Source organism: Nocardioides anomalus (assembly GCF_011046535.1).
In the GTDB taxonomy this organism is placed as follows: Bacteria; Actinomycetota; Actinomycetes; order Propionibacteriales; family Nocardioidaceae; genus Nocardioides; species Nocardioides anomalus.
On record NZ_CP049257.1, the window covers coordinates 3,283,080 to 3,299,771 of the forward strand.

Consider the following 16,692-nt stretch of genomic DNA (forward strand, 5'->3'; position numbering starts at 1 on the left):
CCTTCGGCACCTTAGTCCCGCGCTTCGGCGCCCAGGGAGTCGCGGGTGGTCGACGTGACGCAGAACACGACCACGTCCGCGCCGAGCCCTGCGGCCGCGTCCGCGCCCAGCTCGGCATCCTCGACGGCGACCACGTCGACGTCCTCCTGGACCGCCACGGCGACGAGCGCGTCGACCGTGACCGCCGCCGGCAGCACGACGACCTCGTGCCCGCGGTCGCGCAGCCGGCGCGCACCGGTCTGGACGTCACCGCAGTAGAGGAGGCGAACGCCGGACGGGGACACGTCCGGCAGTCGACCATGGGGGCGACCCCACGTTCCACAAGCACGCCCACACGGATTTCGGACGCCCCTCGGCGTCCGCTATGGTCGTGCGCGCTGTTCCTGTCGTCGGCGTGGGGGGTCCCTTCACTGTGCTTGAGCCTCGGCTCCTGGACGCGGCTGACGCGACCCCTCGGGGCCGCCGCTGCGCCGACGTACCCGTCGACCACGTCGCCGTGCCGGAGACCTCGACGTACGTCGGGCGCCGCCGGGCGGCAGCACCGGAGCCGACCGCTCTCGACACGGGCACCATCGAGCGGGTCCTGAGCGAGCTGGAGCCGGCCGACCAGACGACGTCGTTCGAGCACGAGCCGACCGCGCAGCTGCCGATGCTGCGGGCCGAGCCCACGACGACCACCTCCACGCACGGCGGCGGCGGCAAGCGCCGCGCCACCCGCACCAGCGGTCGCGGCCCCCTCTTCAAGGGCCTGCCGTCGGCGCCGGTCCTGCTCGGGATCGCCGCGCTCGCGCTCTCCGTCGGCGGCGCCGTCACCGTGGGTGACCCGCAGCCCGCCTCGACCGGCACCACCACCGCGGTGCCCCACGCGGCCTCCGCGCTGGGCGGCACCGGTGGCCAGGGCCAGGTCCTCAGCCGCGGCGGCGGCAGCGTCACCCGCGACTCCTCCCGCGACGCCCAGGCCGACGCCGCCGGCGCCCAGCTCAAGGACGCCGCCGAGGCGCTGGCCCAGCAGCGCGACGGGGCCCTGAAGGACCTGGCCAACAAGACCGAGAGCTACGCCAAGGTCATCGCGAAGGACAACTGGGGCTACCCGCTGGAGCCGGTCATCCTGACGGCCCGCTTCGGCCAGTACGGCCTCTGGTCGAGCTACCACACCGGCCTGGACTTCAACGGCGAGACCGGCGACCAGATCCACGCCATCGCCAACGGCACCGTGATCTCCGCGCAGTACGACGGCTCCTACGGCAACAAGACCGTGGTGCAGCTCGAGGACGGCACCGAGCTCTGGTACTGCCACCAGTCGGCGTTCCTGGTCTCCCCCGGCGACACCATCACCCGCGGCGAGGTCATCGGCCTGGTCGGCGCCACCGGCCACGTGACCGGCTCGCACCTGCACGTCGAGGTCCGCCCCGGCGGCGGTGACCCGGTCGACCCCTACCCGGCCATGCAGCAGCACGGCCTGTTCCTCGGCTCCGAGGCCCAGCCGGGCTGATCGGCCCCTCGGTCGGGCCGACGGGCCGCCTAGCGCAGCCCGGAGGTCACGAACCCGCGCACGAAGAAGCGCTGGAAGACCAGGAACACCGCGAGCATCGGCGCCACGTTGATGAGCGCGAAGGCCATCGTCGCGGTGTAGTCCGGACCGTACTGGCCCTGCAGGTAGAGCAGCCCGATCGGCAGCGTGAACAGGTCGTTGTCCTTGAGCGCGATGAGCGGCCAGGCGAAGTCGTTCCACGACGACAGCAGCGACATGAAGAACAGCACCGCGACCAGCGGCTTGGCCAGGGGCAGGACCACCCGGGTGAACGTGCGCCACTCCCCCGCCCCGTCGAGGCGGGCGGCGTCGAGCAGGTCGCGCGGGATGCCCACGAAGTACTGCCGGCTCAGGAACACCCCCAGCGCCGAGGCCGAGGTCGGCAGGATCACCGCCCAGTAGGTGCCGTAGAGGTGCAGCTCGGTGACCAGGCGGAACAGCGCGACCATGATGACCTGCACCGGCAGCACGAGCGTGCCGAGCAGGAGCACGAACAGCGTGCTCGAGCCGCGGAAGCGCAGGTGCGCGAAGGCGTAGCCCGCGAGCAGGTTGGTCACGACGGTGAGCACCGCGGTGGACAGGGCGATGGCCACCGAGTTGCCGAACCACGTGGTGACGGGGAACGAGTCGAGGACCCTACGGAAGTTCTCCAGGGTGAGCGCGTCGGGCACGACCCCGACCCGGCCGGCCAGCAGGTCGCGGCGACTGGAGAGCGCGACCACGACCATCCAGTACAGCGGGAAGACGATGACCAGCCCGACCAGGGTCGCGGCGAGGGTGCGGACGACGACGGCGAGCCTCACTGGTCGGCGTCCCGTCCGCGGCCCAGGCGCCACTGCACGCCGGTGAAGGCCAGCGTGACGACGAGCAGCACCATGCCGAGCGCGGCGCCGTACCCCTGGTCGCGCTGGGCGAAGCCCTGGTCGTAGGCGTAGGTGACCAGCACCGAGGTGGCGTCGCGCGGGCCGCCGCCGGTGAGCACGAAGACCACGTCGAAGACCTGGAAGGAGAAGATCACGTTGACCACGAGCAGGAAGAACGTCGCCGGGCGCAGCGCCGGCACGGTGACGTGCCGCAGCCGCTGCCACCACGAGGCGCCGTCGAGCATCGCGGACTCGTGCAGCAGCGGGTCCACGCCCTGGAGCGCGGTCAGGTAGATCAGCATGTTGAACCCGACCCGCCACCACAGCGTCACCAGCACGACGGAGGCGAAGGCGGGCACGCTCCCGGACTGCCACGAGGCCTCGGGCAGGTGCAGGCTGCTCAACACGCTGTCCAGGACCCCGGTGTTCTCGTCGAAGAACAGCAGGCCGATGAGCGCCGTGGCCACGCCCGAGACCGCCATCGGCAGGATCAGCAGGCTGCGGAAGACCGGACGCGCCGGCAGCGCGGAGTCCAGCAGCAGCGCGGCGCCGAGCCCGCCGAGCATGGACAGCGGGGTGACCAGCGCGGTGAAGAGCACCGTGTTGCCCGCCGAGCGCCAGAACCGGTCGTCGCCGAGCAGCCGCGTGTAGTTGTCGAGGCCGACGAAGGTCCCCGAGCCGAAGCCGTCGGTGCGCTGCAGGCTGATGAGCAGCGCCCAGGCCAGAGGGACGAAGACGAACAGCCCGAGCAGGACCACCGACGGCCCGACGAACCCGTACGCCGCACGCGCCTCGACCCGCGCCGAGCTCCTCATCAGGCGACGGCCTGCTGGATCCCGTCGCTCAGCCCCGCGATGGTGGTCTCCACGTCCTGCCCGCCGACGAACGCCGCCTCGAGCTGGTCCTGCAGCACGGCGATGATCTTCGACATCGACGGCGAGGCGACCTGACCGGAGTCCTGGGCCTGCACCGTGCTGGCCTGGCCGACGAACACCGGTGACAGGTCCGGGCGGACGTCGAAGTCGATGCCGTCCTCGACCAGGTCGGCCCGGGTCGGCAGCAGCGAGGCACCGGCGCAGAAGTCGCGCATCTGCTCGGCGTCGGTGACGTGGGCGAAGAACGCCGCGGCCAGCTCGGGGTCCGCGCCCTTGGTCGCGACCAGCGCGTTGCCGCCGAAGTCGCCACCCGCGCGCACGTCGCGCGGCGAGAACGTGGCGCCCCACTCGAAGTCGACGGTGGCGTCGGTGTCGGGGAGCAGGAACGCGCCGCCGAAGGTCATGGCCACGGTCTGGCCGTACCAGAGGTCGGCCGCGTAGGTCGTGGACTTCACCGACGAGTTCGGCGGCACCAGCCCCGCCGGGAAGAAGCCCTGGGTGAACTCGACCGCGGCCCGGCCGGCGTCGGAGTCGATCGCCGCGGTCGCGAGGTCGTCGCTGAGGAAGCGGCCGTCGGCCTCGAACAGCCAGCTCAGCCAGCGGGTGACGCCGTTGCCCTGCCAGTTGTAGGCGAAGGGGTACGTGTCGTCGGGCAGGGCCTGGCGCAGCTGCTGGGCCACCTGCTGGAACTCCTGCCAGGTCCACGCCTCGTCGAGCGTGGTGGGCACCGCGTCGATCCCGGCCGAGGACAGCAGGTCCTGGTTGTAGAGGATCACCGAGGTGTCGGTGTGGTGGGGCACGCCGAACGGCGACCCGCTGTTCTGCACCGCCGCCCACGCCTGCGGGGTGAACCGGTCCGCGAACCCGGACTCCAGGTGCGAGCTGAGGTCGAGCAGCTGCCCGGCGCCGGCGTACGCCCCGAAGGTGTAGTACGGCACCCGGAACACGTCCGGCGGGTTCCCGGCCTGGATCTGAGCGTCGATGTTGGTGAACATCTGCTCGTAGGGCACCGCGTTGAGCTTCACCGTGGCGCCCGAGGACTTCTGGAACGACTCGATCGCGGAGCGGAAGCCGGCCAGCTCGCTCTCGGTGCCCCAGGTCGTGAAGGTGAGCGTGCCGCTGGCCGTGCCCCCGTCGCCGTCGCTGTCGTCGTCGGAGCCGGTGAAGCCGCACGAGGAGAGCGCGGCGGCGCCGGCCAGGGCCGAGGTGGTGCCGAGGAGTCGGCGGCGGGACAGGTGCATGGTCAGCCTTCCTGAGCGAGACGACCGAGCCGTCCCCGAGAGCGTCGTTGTGCAACGTGTGCAGGTTCGTCCGCTGGACCTGGACAGTCTGCACCACTCACGGCGGCGTCGACACCCCACTTCACCCGTGCGGGTGGTGGGCGACCCTCAGGCGGCCGGCCCCTCGAGCGCGGCGGTCGCCCCGACCTCCTCGGCCGGGGAGATGGCGAAGTTGTCGCGGAACAGCGCCGTCGGGTCGTAGCGGCGCTTGAGTGCGCGCAGCCGGGCCAGGTGCGCCGGCGGGAAGGCCCGCTCCACCCACAGCGGACCGGTGCCGGTCTCGAAGCTGAGGTAGCTGCCCGACAGGTGCGGGACCAGCCGCTCCCAGGCCGCGTCGAAGCCGGACCCGGCCCCGAACGCCGCCAGCGAGAACGCCGCACTGCGCCCGGCGTACGCCGTCGCGGAGCTGGGCACGTCGGCGACCGCGCCACCGACCGCCCGGATCGAGAAGAAGTACGACACGCCCTCGTCCAGCAGCCCGGCCACCTCGGCGGCGAGCGCCGGCGAGAGGTGGTCGGCGAGACCGGAGTGGGCGCGCGGCTCGCCCTGGCCCTGCTGCGGCTCGTCGCTGCTGAACAGCGTCATCACCTGGTCGTAGGTCGTGAGCACCACGTTCTGCTGCAGCAGCGGCGCGACGTCGGCGACGGGCTGCAGCCGCGCGACGACGGTGTCGGGGTCGTCGGACTCGACGACCAGCATCGCCTGGGCGATCCGCTGGCCGCCCCGCCGGGCGCCGAGGATGACCTGGCCGGTGACGCTGCGGTCCGCCGCCTCGAGCGCCGCACCCCACCGCCCCAGGAAGGCCGGGGTGTCGCTGGCGTCGAAGGCCAGCTGGGCGAAGGCGACGGTGCCGACCCGCGCGGCGGTGAGCTCGAAGGACGTGGCGATGCCGAAGTTGGCGCCGGCTCCCCGCACCGCCCAGAACAGGTCGGGCTCCTCCTCCGCGCTCGCGCGCACCACCCGGCCGTCGGCCAGCACCACCTCGACCGCGGTCAGGTGGTCGATGGTCAGCCCGTGGCTGCGCGCGAACCACCCCACACCGCCCGCGGTGGCCAGGCCGCCGACGCCCACGCCGCCGTAGTCGCCGCTCGAGATGGCCAGGCCGTACGGCGCGAGCGTGCGGGCCACGTCGGCCCACCGGGCCCCCGGCCCGAGCCGCACCCGTCCGGTCTCGGCGTCGAGGACCTCGATGCCGTCGAGCGCGCTGACGTCGATGACCAGGCCACCGCGGTTGAGCGAGCGGCCGGAGATGCCGTGCCCGGCGCTGAGGATGCCCAGCGGCAGCTCGCGGTGCGCCCGCGCGACCGCGAGCGCGTCCCGCACCTCCGCGACGTCGCGCGGTCGCAGCACCAGCCCGGGCGCGCCGCCGCGCAGGTAGCTCGAGCGGTAGCGCGCGTACCCCGGGTCGCCCGGCTCGACCGCCCGCTCGGCCAACGACGCCGGCAGCTCGTCGTACCCGATCCCGGGCAGGCGCCGGGCCAGCGCCGACGGCCCGCGCACCCGGCCGCGCTCACGCACCCCGGAGGCCGAGCGGGCCTCCCCGACCCGCGAGCGGACCTCCTCGGCCACCGACGCGAACCGCTGCAGCCCGCCCTCGTCGTCGCCCATCACGATGAAGGTGCTGACGCCGTCCTCCACGGCGAGCCGGACCAGCTCGTCCGCGCCGGTGTCCGGCGTGACGTTGAGCAGCCGCACCACCTCTGCGGGGTCGCGACCGGCCTCGCGCGCCGCTGCGTCGATGACCTGCATCCCCCGCTCGAGGTCGCCGGGCTGGAGGTAGGGCAGCGACGGCAGCCACCCGTCCGCCGCCCGCCCGATCAGCCGCAGCATCCGCGGCTTGAGCGCGCCCAGCCAGATCGGCACCTCGTGCGCGGGCGCCGGCCCGCGCTTGGCCCCGTGCACCCGGTGGTGCACACCGTCGACGGCCAGCACCGACCGGTCGGAGGTGTCCCAGACCCCACGGATGACCCGCAGCGCCTCCTCCAGGGCGTCGACGGCCTCCCCCGGCTCCAACCGGGTGCCGCCGTACGCCTCGATCGCGTCCCAGAACCCACCCGCGCCCAGGCCGAGCGCCACCCGCCCCCCGGACAGCAGGTCCAGGCTGGCCACCGACTTGGCCAGCACCGCCGGCGGCCGCAGCGGCAGGTTGAGCACGTTGCCGGACAGCTGGATGCGCGAGGTCCGCGCGGCGGCGTACGACATGAGCGTCCAGGTGTCGAGGAACGCCGGCTGGTAGGGGTGGTCCTGGAAGGTCACCAGGTCGAAGCCGAGCGACTCGCTCAGCACGGCCAGCTCGACCGGGCGCTGCGGCGAGGCAGCCGTGGGCGTGACGAAGGTGCCGAAGCGCAGCGGGTGGCCGTAGTCGGGCATGCCACCAGCATGGCTACCCCCACACCGAGCGGACAATCTCAGGTAAGTGGGTTACTCTGAGTAAGTGCCCACCACCAAGCGGCCCGTCGACCGGCCCCTCATCAGCGACGCCACCTGCCGCGAGGCCACGTCGAGCCTGGAGTTCGTCGGCCGCCGCTGGACAGGCGCCATCATGCTCGCCCTCGGCCGCGGCGCCTCCCGCTTCAGCGAGGTCGAGGCCGCCGTCGACGGCCTCTCCCCCCGCCTCCTCACCGCCCGCCTGCGCGAGCTCGAGGCCCACGACCTCGTCGAGCGCGAGGTCGTCCCTACCACGCCCGTCTCGGTCCGCTACCGCCTCACCCCCCGCGGCCGCGACCTCCTCGCCGCCATGCAGCCCCTGATGACCTACCACCTGCGCTGGCACGACTAGGGAGACCAAACCAACGACCTCGGGGTCAGGTCAGCCGCCCGGCCGCGCCTTCTGCGGGTGCGGCGTCTCGTGCCGCGCGAGCATCGCCACGGACTCCGCGATCTTGCGTGACCGCGTCTCCGCCCGCTTCACCGCGCTCACCCGGTAGATCAGCGCGAACCGGTTGGTCTTGGTCAGCACCTCCCACATCGCCTGCGCCTCCGGCACCGCCGCGATCGCCGCCACCAGGTCCTCCGGCGCCTCCACCTCCGACGGCGGGGCGTACGCCGCCTCCCACCGCCCATCAGCGCGAGCCGCCTCCACCGCCGCCAACCCCGCCGGCGTCATCAGCCCCGCCGACGACAGCCGCGCGACGTGCTCGGTGTTGCGCCGCGACCACACGCTCCGCGCACCACGCGGCGTGAACCGCACGTACGACGTCTCCGCGTCCCGCTTGCGCCCCTGCCCGTCGATCCACCCGAAGCACAGGCCCTCGTCCACCGCCTGCTGCCACGTCAACGACGTGACCGTCCCGCCCTTGCGCGTCAACGCCAGCCACACCCCCGGCGAGCTCGCGTGGTGCTCCTGCAACCACGCCCGCAACGCCGCCGCATCAACGACGACCAGCTCCTCCAGCTCCACCGCCGGCATGGACGGAGGGTAGCCGCCCCCTGAGGTGAGGTCAGGGGCCACGAGCCCGTCCGCCACACCCCAAGGCCACACCGCAACGACCGCGGGACCGCGGGACCGCGGGACCGCGGGACCGCGGGACCGCGGGACCGCGGACTACGCAGACCGTGCCCACCGGGACGACATGGCGTGCGCACCGGTCCCGGTGGTCAGATGTGCCTGTGGATCCGTGGGACGGTGGCGAGGCCCTGAGCCTGTCCGAGAGCCACCCAGGAGTGGGAGTCGTCACCGACGACGTCGAGGAGCTCCCCGAGGTTCGCGAGGCCCGGGCGCGCGGTTGGGAGCCGGTGAGCGAAGCGCCGCTGTGGTGCTTCCTGCCGGCGGTGTGGCCCCGTGCTCACCGGGCGTGGACGCCGGATCGTCGCATCAGGCACTCGACGTACTCCAGCTCGGACGGCACGACGGGCCGGACACCGTGGAGCGCGTGGACCTACGCCGACGTCGAGGCCAGTCAGAACGCGATCCTGGCGGAGTGCGGCTTTCCTCCCCGTCCCTTCGGACGACTGTGGTTCGTGCGCATGGCCGGACCGTGGCCCTCTGTGGACGGGTTCCTCAGCGACCTCCTCCGTGACTGGGCGGTGCACCACGACGTGCTCGCCGACAGCGAGCTCGCCGACTTCACCAGGTCGCGCGTGCGCCAGGCGTTCTCCGTCTGAGCTCCGTCGTCAGCGACACCAGACGCTCCGACCGCGGCGGCCGGGCTCACCCCGTCGGCACCCAGTACCGCCGTGACAGGACGCCCTCGGCGTTCGGCCGGATCCCCTCCAGCACCCCACCCACCGACTCGATCGTGGCCGCCGAGGCCGCGTTGTCGGCCAGGCACGGGATCAGCACCTCCGACAGCCCCAGCGCCACCCGCGCCTCCGACAGCATCAACGTCGTGGCCCACGACGCCAGCCCCCTCCGCCGCGCCGAGGGCCGCACCCCGTAGGCGATGTGCCCCAGCCTGTCGTCGTACACGTGCCGCAGCACGATCGACCCCAACAGCCGACCGTCCTCGACCATCCACCCCCACGTGGCGTGCGGCTGCGGCGGACACGGCGTCCCCCGCAGGTGGCTCAGCCGCGTGATCTCCTCGACGTACGACGCGAACCACTCCGGCGACTCCACCTCATCGCCCTCGACCAACCCGAACCCGTCCTCGTGCTCCCCCGGCCCCCACTCCCGCACGCAGTCCACGAACGCCGCATGCAGCCCAACTGACGGCCGGACGAGCTCCACCATCCAGCCAGGCTAGGTGCCTCACCAACAGCCCTGTCTAGGCGTGCCCCAGCACGCGGCCACCCACTGGTGCTCGACCAAAGCCGCATTGTTTACGCCTTCCAACAGCGACGCATCGCGGCAGGTCGGTGCGCCAGGGGCCAGGTCATTTGCGGTGGTAGGACGCACCGAGGCTCCGCATCGTCACCCGGTCACGATGCTGGAGAAGTGATTGTCCAACCCAGCCATCGGAACTCGGAACCTACCGGTGTGCTGAAGTCACGCCAGTGAGCCGTGTACCGTCCGCCGAGGGTGCGGTCGTTCTTTGGGTACGGGCTATCCGGAGTACCCCATGAGAGTTCGCCGGTCAGCGTTCGTCCTTCGTCGATCCGAAAGGCGGCGTCGCGTGACGTAGCGGCGCCGGGGTTCCATAGACTTGGGCTGTTAGTAAGCATGATTGCGAGGCCGTTGCTGTCACCATCCGCGGTGAGGCGCTCGAGGCGAAACACGTCGTGGACGAAGCCGTGCCGAGCTAAGTCCATCGCCGCATGATCGCGCAGCAGGAACAGTTCGTCCGTGATGCCATCGGTGCCTTCCCACTTTCGCGTGGCGTACTTAAACTCGACGCGAGTCACGGAGTCTCCGATGCACACCAAGTCGATGTACTCGGCTCTCCGAGTCAATGGATTGCGAGCTGGCACCTCGAGTCTAAGCTTGATATCGGGGTCCATGGACCAGACCGTTTGCGCGAAAGCGAACTGAAAGTCAGCCTCGGAGTGAAACACGGGTCTCGCGTATGCCAGCCGGCTCATGACATCGGTCAGCGGTAGCCGGTTGCCGATCATCCCCATGCGTGAAGCCTGCCACCTATTGGCCGTAGACCTATCCTACGCGGCGGGATGACGCTCGATACCGATAGCCCGCCCGAGCCGAGAGAGGTTGGCGGCCAGGATGCCTACCGCTGCGACGCCCGCGCTTGTCCGAGTTCTATCTTCGAAGTCGGGCCACGGTTTGCTCGATCGGTATATCGCGCCGACACCCAGGCGTGCTTACGCGCTCGACCACTAAAGAAAGACGACCGTGAGCGACGTGGGCCTGTCGAGATAGAACTGCTCTAGCAACGCCGAGACAAAGTCCGCGCGGGCCTCGGCGTCCATTCGAGGCTCGGAAGAGTCATCAAGCGGTATGAGCCGCAGGCCGCCCCTCCGGCGGTCGGCGTTTGGTAAGCGAGCGCCCCGCAGCTTCTTCGTTACAGAGCTTGCGGCCGGTGAGATTCCGTACTCCCAGGGCCAACTCTTAGCGACGGGGAGCCGAGTCACCTCCGCAGGCGCTGGGAGCGGGGGGACGGGCGCGGCCATGATGCCGCGTGCCGAAGCCATCCGGGCAGATGCGCCAGAGGCCGCCGCCATCATGTCCCAGAAGTAGACCGCGCCGAGCGCCGGAGAATTCCACGAGCCTGCAGTCCGTGCCCACCAATTACTCCGACGGGGCACACGTTTGCCGTGAACAGGCGGCAGGCCTGTTTGATACAGGGCTAAATATCCCTCCTTCTGCCGTTGCTGACCATCCCAGGTGAATGGCGTTGTATTGAGCAGGTAACTGTGTGCCGCAGTGAGTCCCGACTTAAGCACGTATTCGTTTGTCGTTCGATCGATCCTTTGAACCACCTTGGCTTGGTAGATCCGCAACTTCTTTGAGCGATCGACTATTGCCAAATCGCCGCCTAGCAGGTATGCCTCGGCTTTCGACGTAATCGCGTAGGCCCCGCCGTCTGGGCCGTGCCGCCAGAGAGCTGCCATCGCTGCATCCGATATCCCGACCTCGCTGATAGACCAGGGCTCGAAATGACTCGTCACCGCCAGGCCAGCCGCCTTGGCGATCATCACGTCCGTGCGCCGGGCTGAAGTCGCGTACTCCCGCAGAGTCATGCGAACCTTCCAGGAGGCGATACCCATCGCACCAGCCAACTTCTCCGCGTCGCCCACGGTCACGTCACCTCCTCGGAGTTGCTCTCTCGGACATCTTGTCCGCAACCAGGCCAGGAGGTAGCGCAGGCGCTCAACTCGCAGGCGTGGTTGTGATCCAAGGGAGCGCGATCGGGGCCAGTTTGCTGGGACGTCGCTTGGAGCCTTTACGATTTTTCGGCTGGGTTCGATGCAGAGGTCGTTGGCTTTCCTGCCGAAGCCGTGGCCTCGCGCCCCTCAATGCGGATGATGGGCACTAGGTCCGTGCGACCCAGCCCGGCGTAGGCAGATGGATGGTGTCGCCTGTAACGATGATTGACCCTGGAGCAGCCAGGAAACACCGAGGATTGGAAACCAAACGTGCTGGGGTACCGAGGACACACAGGGTGGCGTGACATGTCGGAGTACGCGGTCCACTTCACCACAGGCGCGGACGAGAACACTGATGGCTACTGGCCAGTGATGGGGATCCTGTCGACTGGAAACTTGAACCCGAGCCGACCGTTTGGGCTCGCGGCGGAGTATGACTTCCTCGACGAGACACAGAAGTCCGTCTGTCTGTCCGAGATCCCCCTGGACCAACTCGACCGGATCGTCGAAAACCGGAGCCAGTTTGGGATCGGTTTCAAGCAGGCTTTCCTAGTCGCAAACGGCGGAGCTCGTGTCTGGTACGTCGACGACCCGTCGAGCCTCGCTGACAGGTGGCGTTCGATGGTCGCCGCGGCCAAAGCGGAGTCCGACCCCGCTGCCGAGATCTGGCAACTCACACCGTTCGTGGACCTTGCCTCCGAGACAGCATGGTTCAGTCAGTGGGAATGGGAGCGCGAGTGGCGTGTTCCCCGTGGCCTCTCGTTCACGCCCGACGACGTCGCCTTCCTCTTCATCCCTGCCCAATTGCACGAGGCGGCGCGGTCATTCTTCGACGAGGTCCGCAACGAGAATCGCGGCCCCAGCTATGACTGTTTGCTACTCGACGCCTCATGGGGTGAGGACCAGTTGCAAAAGGCGTTCGAGGATCTGCCGGTCTAAGGCGCCGACGCCGATCTGTGGCCCAGGTGCGGGCTCTATAGCGAGATCGACAGGATGCGTGTGGCGTGTCATTGGAAGTGATCCAAAGCCACCGCTCGGGATCCGGACGCGTTCGCTATGCGGCAGAGTTGGTGCACCCGCTTGAGTCGGTCAGACGCCGGCAACGTACGCGGTGAGGAAGTGGACGCCGGGGCGGTCGAGGTTGCCACGTGCTCGGTCGTAGCGCTCGGTGGTTCTGGGGTCGGCGTGCCGCGCAAGGATCTGGGCGTCCCGGAGGGGCACGCCGGCGTCCAAAGCGTTGGTGATAGCAGCGTGACGTAGGGAGTGCGGGCTGATATGCCGCGGGATCCCAGCCGCCTTCGCAACCCGCATAACCATGCGGTACGCGTCGCGACGGTCGATCGGCTTGCCCGACAGCGGCCGCAGGATCAACCGACCGGTGATCCGTTCGCCGCGGCAAGCTTCAAGGACGCGGAGGACCGGGACGGTCAGGGGCATGGTCGCCGGCTTGTCGCCCTTTCCCACCAGGTGCACACCCGATGGCCGCGAAGGGTCTCCGCGTAAAGCTCGATTCGGACTGCAGCAGCCTCGGATGCGCGGAGCGCGGTGATGCCCAGCAGGTAAGCCAAGGCGCCGTGGTGGACGGTGATGGTCTGGGCGACCTGCAGGAAGCGGATCAACTCGAGCCGGTCGAGGCCTTGGGTTCGGGACTCGTCGCTGTGCACCTTGGGTAGCCGGGCGTACACGGCGGGGTCGGCCGGGATCGTGCCGTCGATGTGGGCGAACCGGAAGAAGCCGCGGACGCCATGCATCATCGTGTTGATCGAGGAGGCCATCAGCCCGGGCGTCGCCCAGGCTGCGGATGTACAGCTCGACGTGTGCGCGTTGGATCCCCAGGAGCGGGTCCGACTCGTTGCCTTCGCACCACTCGAACCAGCGACGCACCTGATACGTGTAGAGCTCGTGGGTGTGCCCGGCGTAGCGGAGGCACCTGCGACGAGTGCTGCATCGGCGCCTGCGTCGGCGGGACACGTGTTGCGAGATCTCAGACTAGGGTCGCGCCTGTGAAGCGAGTGAGTCTTCCCGACCAATGGCACAGCCGAGACTTACCTGTGCTTGTGGAGGTAGCCCGCCAACTTCAGACGGAAAACTCGGTGGTGCATGGCCAGGCGGCTCAAGCGCTTGACTTAGAACCCGATGACGCCGCCCGTGCCTTCGATGCACTCATTGGGGTGTACCTAGCAGGCAAGGTCCAGCGCACTGGGGACGGTGAGATCTACTTGGCCTTTGCTTCGGGAGTCACCGAGAGGGGCCGCCGCGCAACCGGCCTTTGGCCGGACGGAGACACAGCAGTAGAGCAACTGCTATCTGCGTTGCGGCAGGCCGAGGATCTCACCGACGACCCTGACGAGAAGGGCGCCCTACGCAAAGCGTCGGGGCAACTGGCCACAGTGTCCCGGAGCGTCGTTGCTGAGGTCATTGCAGCAGTGGTTGCTCGGCAAGCAGGACTTTGACTGGGCTGAGAGTGGCAGGCAGTCCACCTCGCGGCGGAATCACGCGCTGCGCGGCCGGGCATAACCGCAGATGTCCCTGGATCGACGCGGACGACGCGTCGCTTGAGCTTGCGCCACGAAGAACGGAGCCATGTGACGGCCGGTAGTTTCGCGTCACGCATCATGCGCCTCAGAGACTCGATCGCGTTTCGACTCGGATGTGGCACCTCGTGCTCACCGGCACGTCTAGGGTTGGCCCGGCGCTCGATCAGCTAGAGGGAGGCCCGTCCGCATGCTCAATATGTCCGCTTGGCAGGAGCTCCAGTTGGATGTGATCAGCGAACTGCACCTCGACCCATCCAACGTTCGCCTGGAGACTGCGTCCAACGCAGTTGAAGCAGACATCCTCGAAGACCTGTTCGCGAACGAAAATGCCCTGGGGCTCGTTGAGGGTATCGCTCAGATCGGTTACCTGATTCACGAGATTCCAATCGTAGTGAAGCGCAAGGGTAATTACATCGTCGTTGAGGGCAATCGCCGGGTGGCCGCCCTGAAGGCTATTCAGAATCCGTTGCTCGTCCCTGAGTTCAAGACTCGCATTAAGAACCTCAGCGCAGGCATCCCCAACAAATCTGCCTTGAAGAAGATCTCCGTCAAGGTTGCACCCAACCAATCTCAAGCCGACCAGCTGATCGCTTCCCTGCACACCTCAAACCTTCGACGTGCTTGGACTCCTGCGCGGCAGGCTGCCTTCTTCCAGGCACAGATCGACGCGGGACGCACGTACTCCCAGCTGCTCACGCGCTACCCGACCATCGATGTTCGCAAGTTCGTCTTTCGGGGCCACATGGTCAATCTGTTCAAGAGCGCGAAGTACTCGGATCCGGCTCTCGCTGACTTCCTCCAGACCAGCAAGTGGAAGCGGAGCCTGTCGGCTCTGGCGCGAATCTACGAATCAAAGGACTTCCTATCACTCACGGGCTTGGAGATGGACGACAAGGGGAAACTCTCGAAGTCCATCTCAGACAAGACCTTTGCCTTGGTAGCAGAGCACATCGTTCAAGGCATCAAGGACGGCGAGCTAGATACTCGAAGTTTGAACTCTGTTACAGCTCCGCGGTTCGTGCTCCTGATGTCCGATCTCGAATCGATCTGTGCTGCCGATCCCGGCGCGGTTTTGAAACCCACCGGACCTAGTGGAACCCCTCCTGCAGGGCCGCCTACCCCCGGGGGTGGCGGCGGAACTGGTTCCCCGCCGGGAGGCCCAACCAAGAAGACCGCTAAGAAGACCGCTAAGAAGGCCGCGGCGCCTCCAAAGGTGAAGGTTCGCAACCTGGACCTGTCGCTACTTTCGGTCCCGCCCACCTATCCGCAGGCAATGACCACGCTGATGTCTGAGTTGTCCGCTATCGACATCCAGCGGACCCCGAACGTTGCCGTCGTGGTCTTCCGCGCAGTTCTTGAACGTTCTATCAAGTCGTACGCCGAGATTAATGGACACACAATCAAGCCGAACAAGAGCGGCTATGTACAACTAGCTGACGCGCTCAACTGGCTGCACGACTACGTCAATGCCAACGGGCCCAAGTCACTAGTGCAACCAATCAAGGCCGTGCTTAGCGGCAAGCTCCTCAATTTCGGAGGGTCAGCGAACGCATTGAACGCAATCAATCACAACCACCACTACCTGGTCGATCCAGACGAAGCCCTGCATATGTGGAACTCGATCAACTCCATCCTGCGCTTCGCGTTGAAACCATGACGCCGACAACTCGTGTAGCAAAACGACCACAGGTTTCGCCCTTAAGGTACCCGGGAGGCAAATCTGCCCTGTACCCGAGGCTCCGAGAACTCATCCGAAACAACGGTCTTGCAGGATGCACCTACGTCGAGCCTTACGCAGGCGGCGCAGGAGCCGCCCTGAGCCTGTTGGCAACCGGCCAAGTTGGTCGCATCGTCATCAACGACTTTGACCCCGCGATTGCTGCCTTCTGGACAACCCTTGTTAATAACCCAGACCTGATGATCAAGAGGATTCAGAAAGTAAGGCTCGACGTTCGTGAGTGGAAGCGGCAGAAGGCCATTTATATGGCGGCGAACGAGGCTGACATGGCGGAGCTCGGTTTTGCTACGTTCTACCTGAACAGGACCAACAGGTCTGGTGTGTTGAACGGCGGCCCTATCGGTGGCCTCGACCAGACAGGCAACTACAAGATCGATGCGCGGTTCAATCGCGACGGCCTCCAGGAGCGAGTCCGGATCATCTCGCTTTACGCCGACAAGATCACCGTCAGCTCTCGCGACGGGCTCGACGTCATTCGTGAAGCAACCAGACGAGCAGACACCTTCGTCTACGCCGACCCTCCGTACTTCGAAAAGGCTGGCTCGCTGTATCTCAACGCTTTCAAGGCAGCAAACCATGAGGCACTTGCCAAGATCATGAACGGCCGTGCAAAGAAGAACTGGGTGTTGACATACGACAACGTTCCCCAAGTGTCGGCCCTCTACGGCGCGAGGCGGAGGGTCGAGTTCGGCCTGCACTACTCGGCACACAGGGTCACAAAGGCCACCGAGGTCATGGTGTTCTCCGACCCACTGGACATCTCGACGACGCTAGATCAATCCTGACCCTGACCGCAGCCATGTCGATTCCACATGGTCCTCGCGCGCTCGGATCGTAAACCGTAGGGCACGAGCAGTAGCGCTTCGTCTGGCAAGCACGCGCTCCTGATGCATACACCGCGAAGGTCCGCTCTCGGTGCCTTGCACCCGCGTCACAGTGGGCGGAGTGACGCACTCAGAACAACGGGGGCTCGTCAGATCCGGTCATCTGCTCGTATCCGCTGGCTGAGATGCAGAGCCCGACGACAAGACCCACCTCGCGACCGCGTCCTCCACGACTCCGTCGGCATGGGCACCGTCGTCACCGTCGAAGGCTGGGCGACAAAAAGTCGCTCGCATCGACTTCGGCAGCGAGGGCGTGAAGCGACTCCTCCTGCGCTGCGAACC

The 16,692-nt window shown here is 67.8% G+C and carries 17 protein-coding genes; 6 read left to right on the plus strand and 11 right to left on the minus strand.

The annotated features are described in order from the left end of the window. Positions 1-11 precede the first annotated feature (11 nt). The gene (locus tag G5V58_RS16500) at positions 12-284 is read right to left on the minus strand and encodes a hypothetical protein (RefSeq protein WP_165235062.1); all 273 of its coding nucleotides are present in this window, start codon (positions 282-284) and stop codon (positions 12-14) included. A 212-nt stretch (positions 285-496) separates the two neighbouring features. Between G5V58_RS16500 and G5V58_RS16505 the strand changes: the two genes are divergently transcribed. After that, positions 497-1,492: a M23 family metallopeptidase gene (locus G5V58_RS16505; RefSeq protein ID WP_165235065.1), complete on the plus strand. Its 996-nt coding sequence runs from the start codon at positions 497-499 to the stop codon at positions 1,490-1,492. 29 nt (positions 1,493-1,521) lie between these two features. On the opposite strand, the gene G5V58_RS16510 is transcribed toward G5V58_RS16505, so the two are convergent. The 4 genes from G5V58_RS16510 to G5V58_RS16525 all read right to left on the minus strand — a co-directional run bounded on the left by G5V58_RS16510 (position 1,522) and on the right by G5V58_RS16525 (position 6,919). Further along, complete coding sequence (locus G5V58_RS16510; RefSeq protein ID WP_230486689.1) at positions 1,522-2,334, minus strand: carbohydrate ABC transporter permease; 813 nt, start codon at positions 2,332-2,334, stop codon at positions 1,522-1,524. Continuing rightward, on the minus strand, positions 2,331-3,209 hold the full coding sequence (locus G5V58_RS16515) for a carbohydrate ABC transporter permease (RefSeq protein ID WP_165235068.1): 879 nt from the start codon (positions 3,207-3,209) through the stop codon (positions 2,331-2,333). The genes G5V58_RS16510 and G5V58_RS16515 overlap by 4 nt, the downstream gene beginning before the upstream one ends. Beyond that, positions 3,209-4,510: an ABC transporter substrate-binding protein gene (locus G5V58_RS16520; protein ID WP_165235071.1), complete on the minus strand. Its 1,302-nt coding sequence runs from the start codon at positions 4,508-4,510 to the stop codon at positions 3,209-3,211. The genes G5V58_RS16515 and G5V58_RS16520 overlap by 1 nt, the downstream gene beginning before the upstream one ends. A gap of 147 nt (positions 4,511-4,657) precedes the next feature. Then, positions 4,658-6,919, minus strand: a complete 2,262-nt coding sequence (locus G5V58_RS16525) for an LLM class flavin-dependent oxidoreductase (protein ID WP_165235074.1) — start codon at positions 6,917-6,919, stop codon at positions 4,658-4,660. Positions 6,920-6,983: 64 nt separating this feature from the next. Between G5V58_RS16525 and G5V58_RS16530 the strand changes: the two genes are divergently transcribed. Next, the gene (locus tag G5V58_RS16530; RefSeq protein ID WP_230486690.1) at positions 6,984-7,328 is read left to right on the plus strand and encodes a winged helix-turn-helix transcriptional regulator; all 345 of its coding nucleotides are present in this window, start codon (positions 6,984-6,986) and stop codon (positions 7,326-7,328) included. Between the two features lie 30 nt (positions 7,329-7,358). Here G5V58_RS16530 and G5V58_RS16535 read toward each other — a convergent pair whose 3' ends face one another. Next, a complete protein-coding gene (locus tag G5V58_RS16535; protein ID WP_165235077.1) occupies positions 7,359-7,958 on the minus strand; it encodes a YdeI/OmpD-associated family protein in 600 nt (199 codons plus the stop codon). A gap of 200 nt (positions 7,959-8,158) precedes the next feature. Between G5V58_RS16535 and G5V58_RS16540 the strand changes: the two genes are divergently transcribed. Beyond that, positions 8,159-8,653: a DUF5956 family protein gene (locus tag G5V58_RS16540; protein ID WP_165235080.1), complete on the plus strand. Its 495-nt coding sequence runs from the start codon at positions 8,159-8,161 to the stop codon at positions 8,651-8,653. A 46-nt stretch (positions 8,654-8,699) separates the two neighbouring features. On the opposite strand, the gene G5V58_RS16545 is transcribed toward G5V58_RS16540, so the two are convergent. From G5V58_RS16545 to G5V58_RS16555, 3 genes are all read right to left on the minus strand, one after another. Beyond that, positions 8,700-9,221, minus strand: coding sequence for a GNAT family N-acetyltransferase (locus G5V58_RS16545; RefSeq protein ID WP_165235083.1), 522 nt, complete (start codon positions 9,219-9,221; stop codon positions 8,700-8,702). A 188-nt stretch (positions 9,222-9,409) separates the two neighbouring features. Beyond that, entirely contained in the window at positions 9,410-10,048 is a 639-nt protein-coding gene (locus G5V58_RS16550; RefSeq protein WP_165235086.1) for a hypothetical protein, read from the minus strand. Between the two features lie 213 nt (positions 10,049-10,261). Next, entirely contained in the window at positions 10,262-11,188 is a 927-nt protein-coding gene (locus tag G5V58_RS16555) for a hypothetical protein (RefSeq protein ID WP_165235089.1), read from the minus strand. A 369-nt stretch (positions 11,189-11,557) separates the two neighbouring features. On the opposite strand from G5V58_RS16555, the gene G5V58_RS16560 reads away from it, so the two are divergent. After that, complete coding sequence (locus G5V58_RS16560) at positions 11,558-12,190, plus strand: hypothetical protein (RefSeq protein WP_165235092.1); 633 nt, start codon at positions 11,558-11,560, stop codon at positions 12,188-12,190. Between the two features lie 150 nt (positions 12,191-12,340). Here G5V58_RS16560 and G5V58_RS16565 read toward each other — a convergent pair whose 3' ends face one another. Both G5V58_RS16565 and G5V58_RS16570 read right to left on the minus strand, forming a co-directional pair. After that, complete coding sequence (locus G5V58_RS16565) at positions 12,341-12,688, minus strand: tyrosine-type recombinase/integrase (protein ID WP_165235095.1); 348 nt, start codon at positions 12,686-12,688, stop codon at positions 12,341-12,343. Next, positions 12,679-13,026 (minus strand): hypothetical protein, encoded by a 348-nt coding sequence (locus tag G5V58_RS16570; RefSeq protein WP_165235098.1) that lies wholly within the window; start codon positions 13,024-13,026, stop codon positions 12,679-12,681. The genes G5V58_RS16565 and G5V58_RS16570 overlap by 10 nt, the downstream gene beginning before the upstream one ends. 949 nt (positions 13,027-13,975) lie before the next feature. Here G5V58_RS16570 and G5V58_RS16575 point away from each other — a divergent pair. Then, positions 13,976-15,445 carry a hypothetical protein gene (locus tag G5V58_RS16575; RefSeq protein WP_165235101.1) on the plus strand — a complete coding sequence of 490 codons (1,470 nt, stop codon included), beginning with the start codon at positions 13,976-13,978 and terminating at the stop codon, positions 15,443-15,445. Further along, on the plus strand, positions 15,442-16,311 hold the full coding sequence (locus tag G5V58_RS16580) for a DNA adenine methylase (protein ID WP_165235104.1): 870 nt from the start codon (positions 15,442-15,444) through the stop codon (positions 16,309-16,311). Before G5V58_RS16575 ends, G5V58_RS16580 begins: the two co-directional genes overlap by 4 nt. Positions 16,312-16,692: the final 381 nt, after the last annotated feature.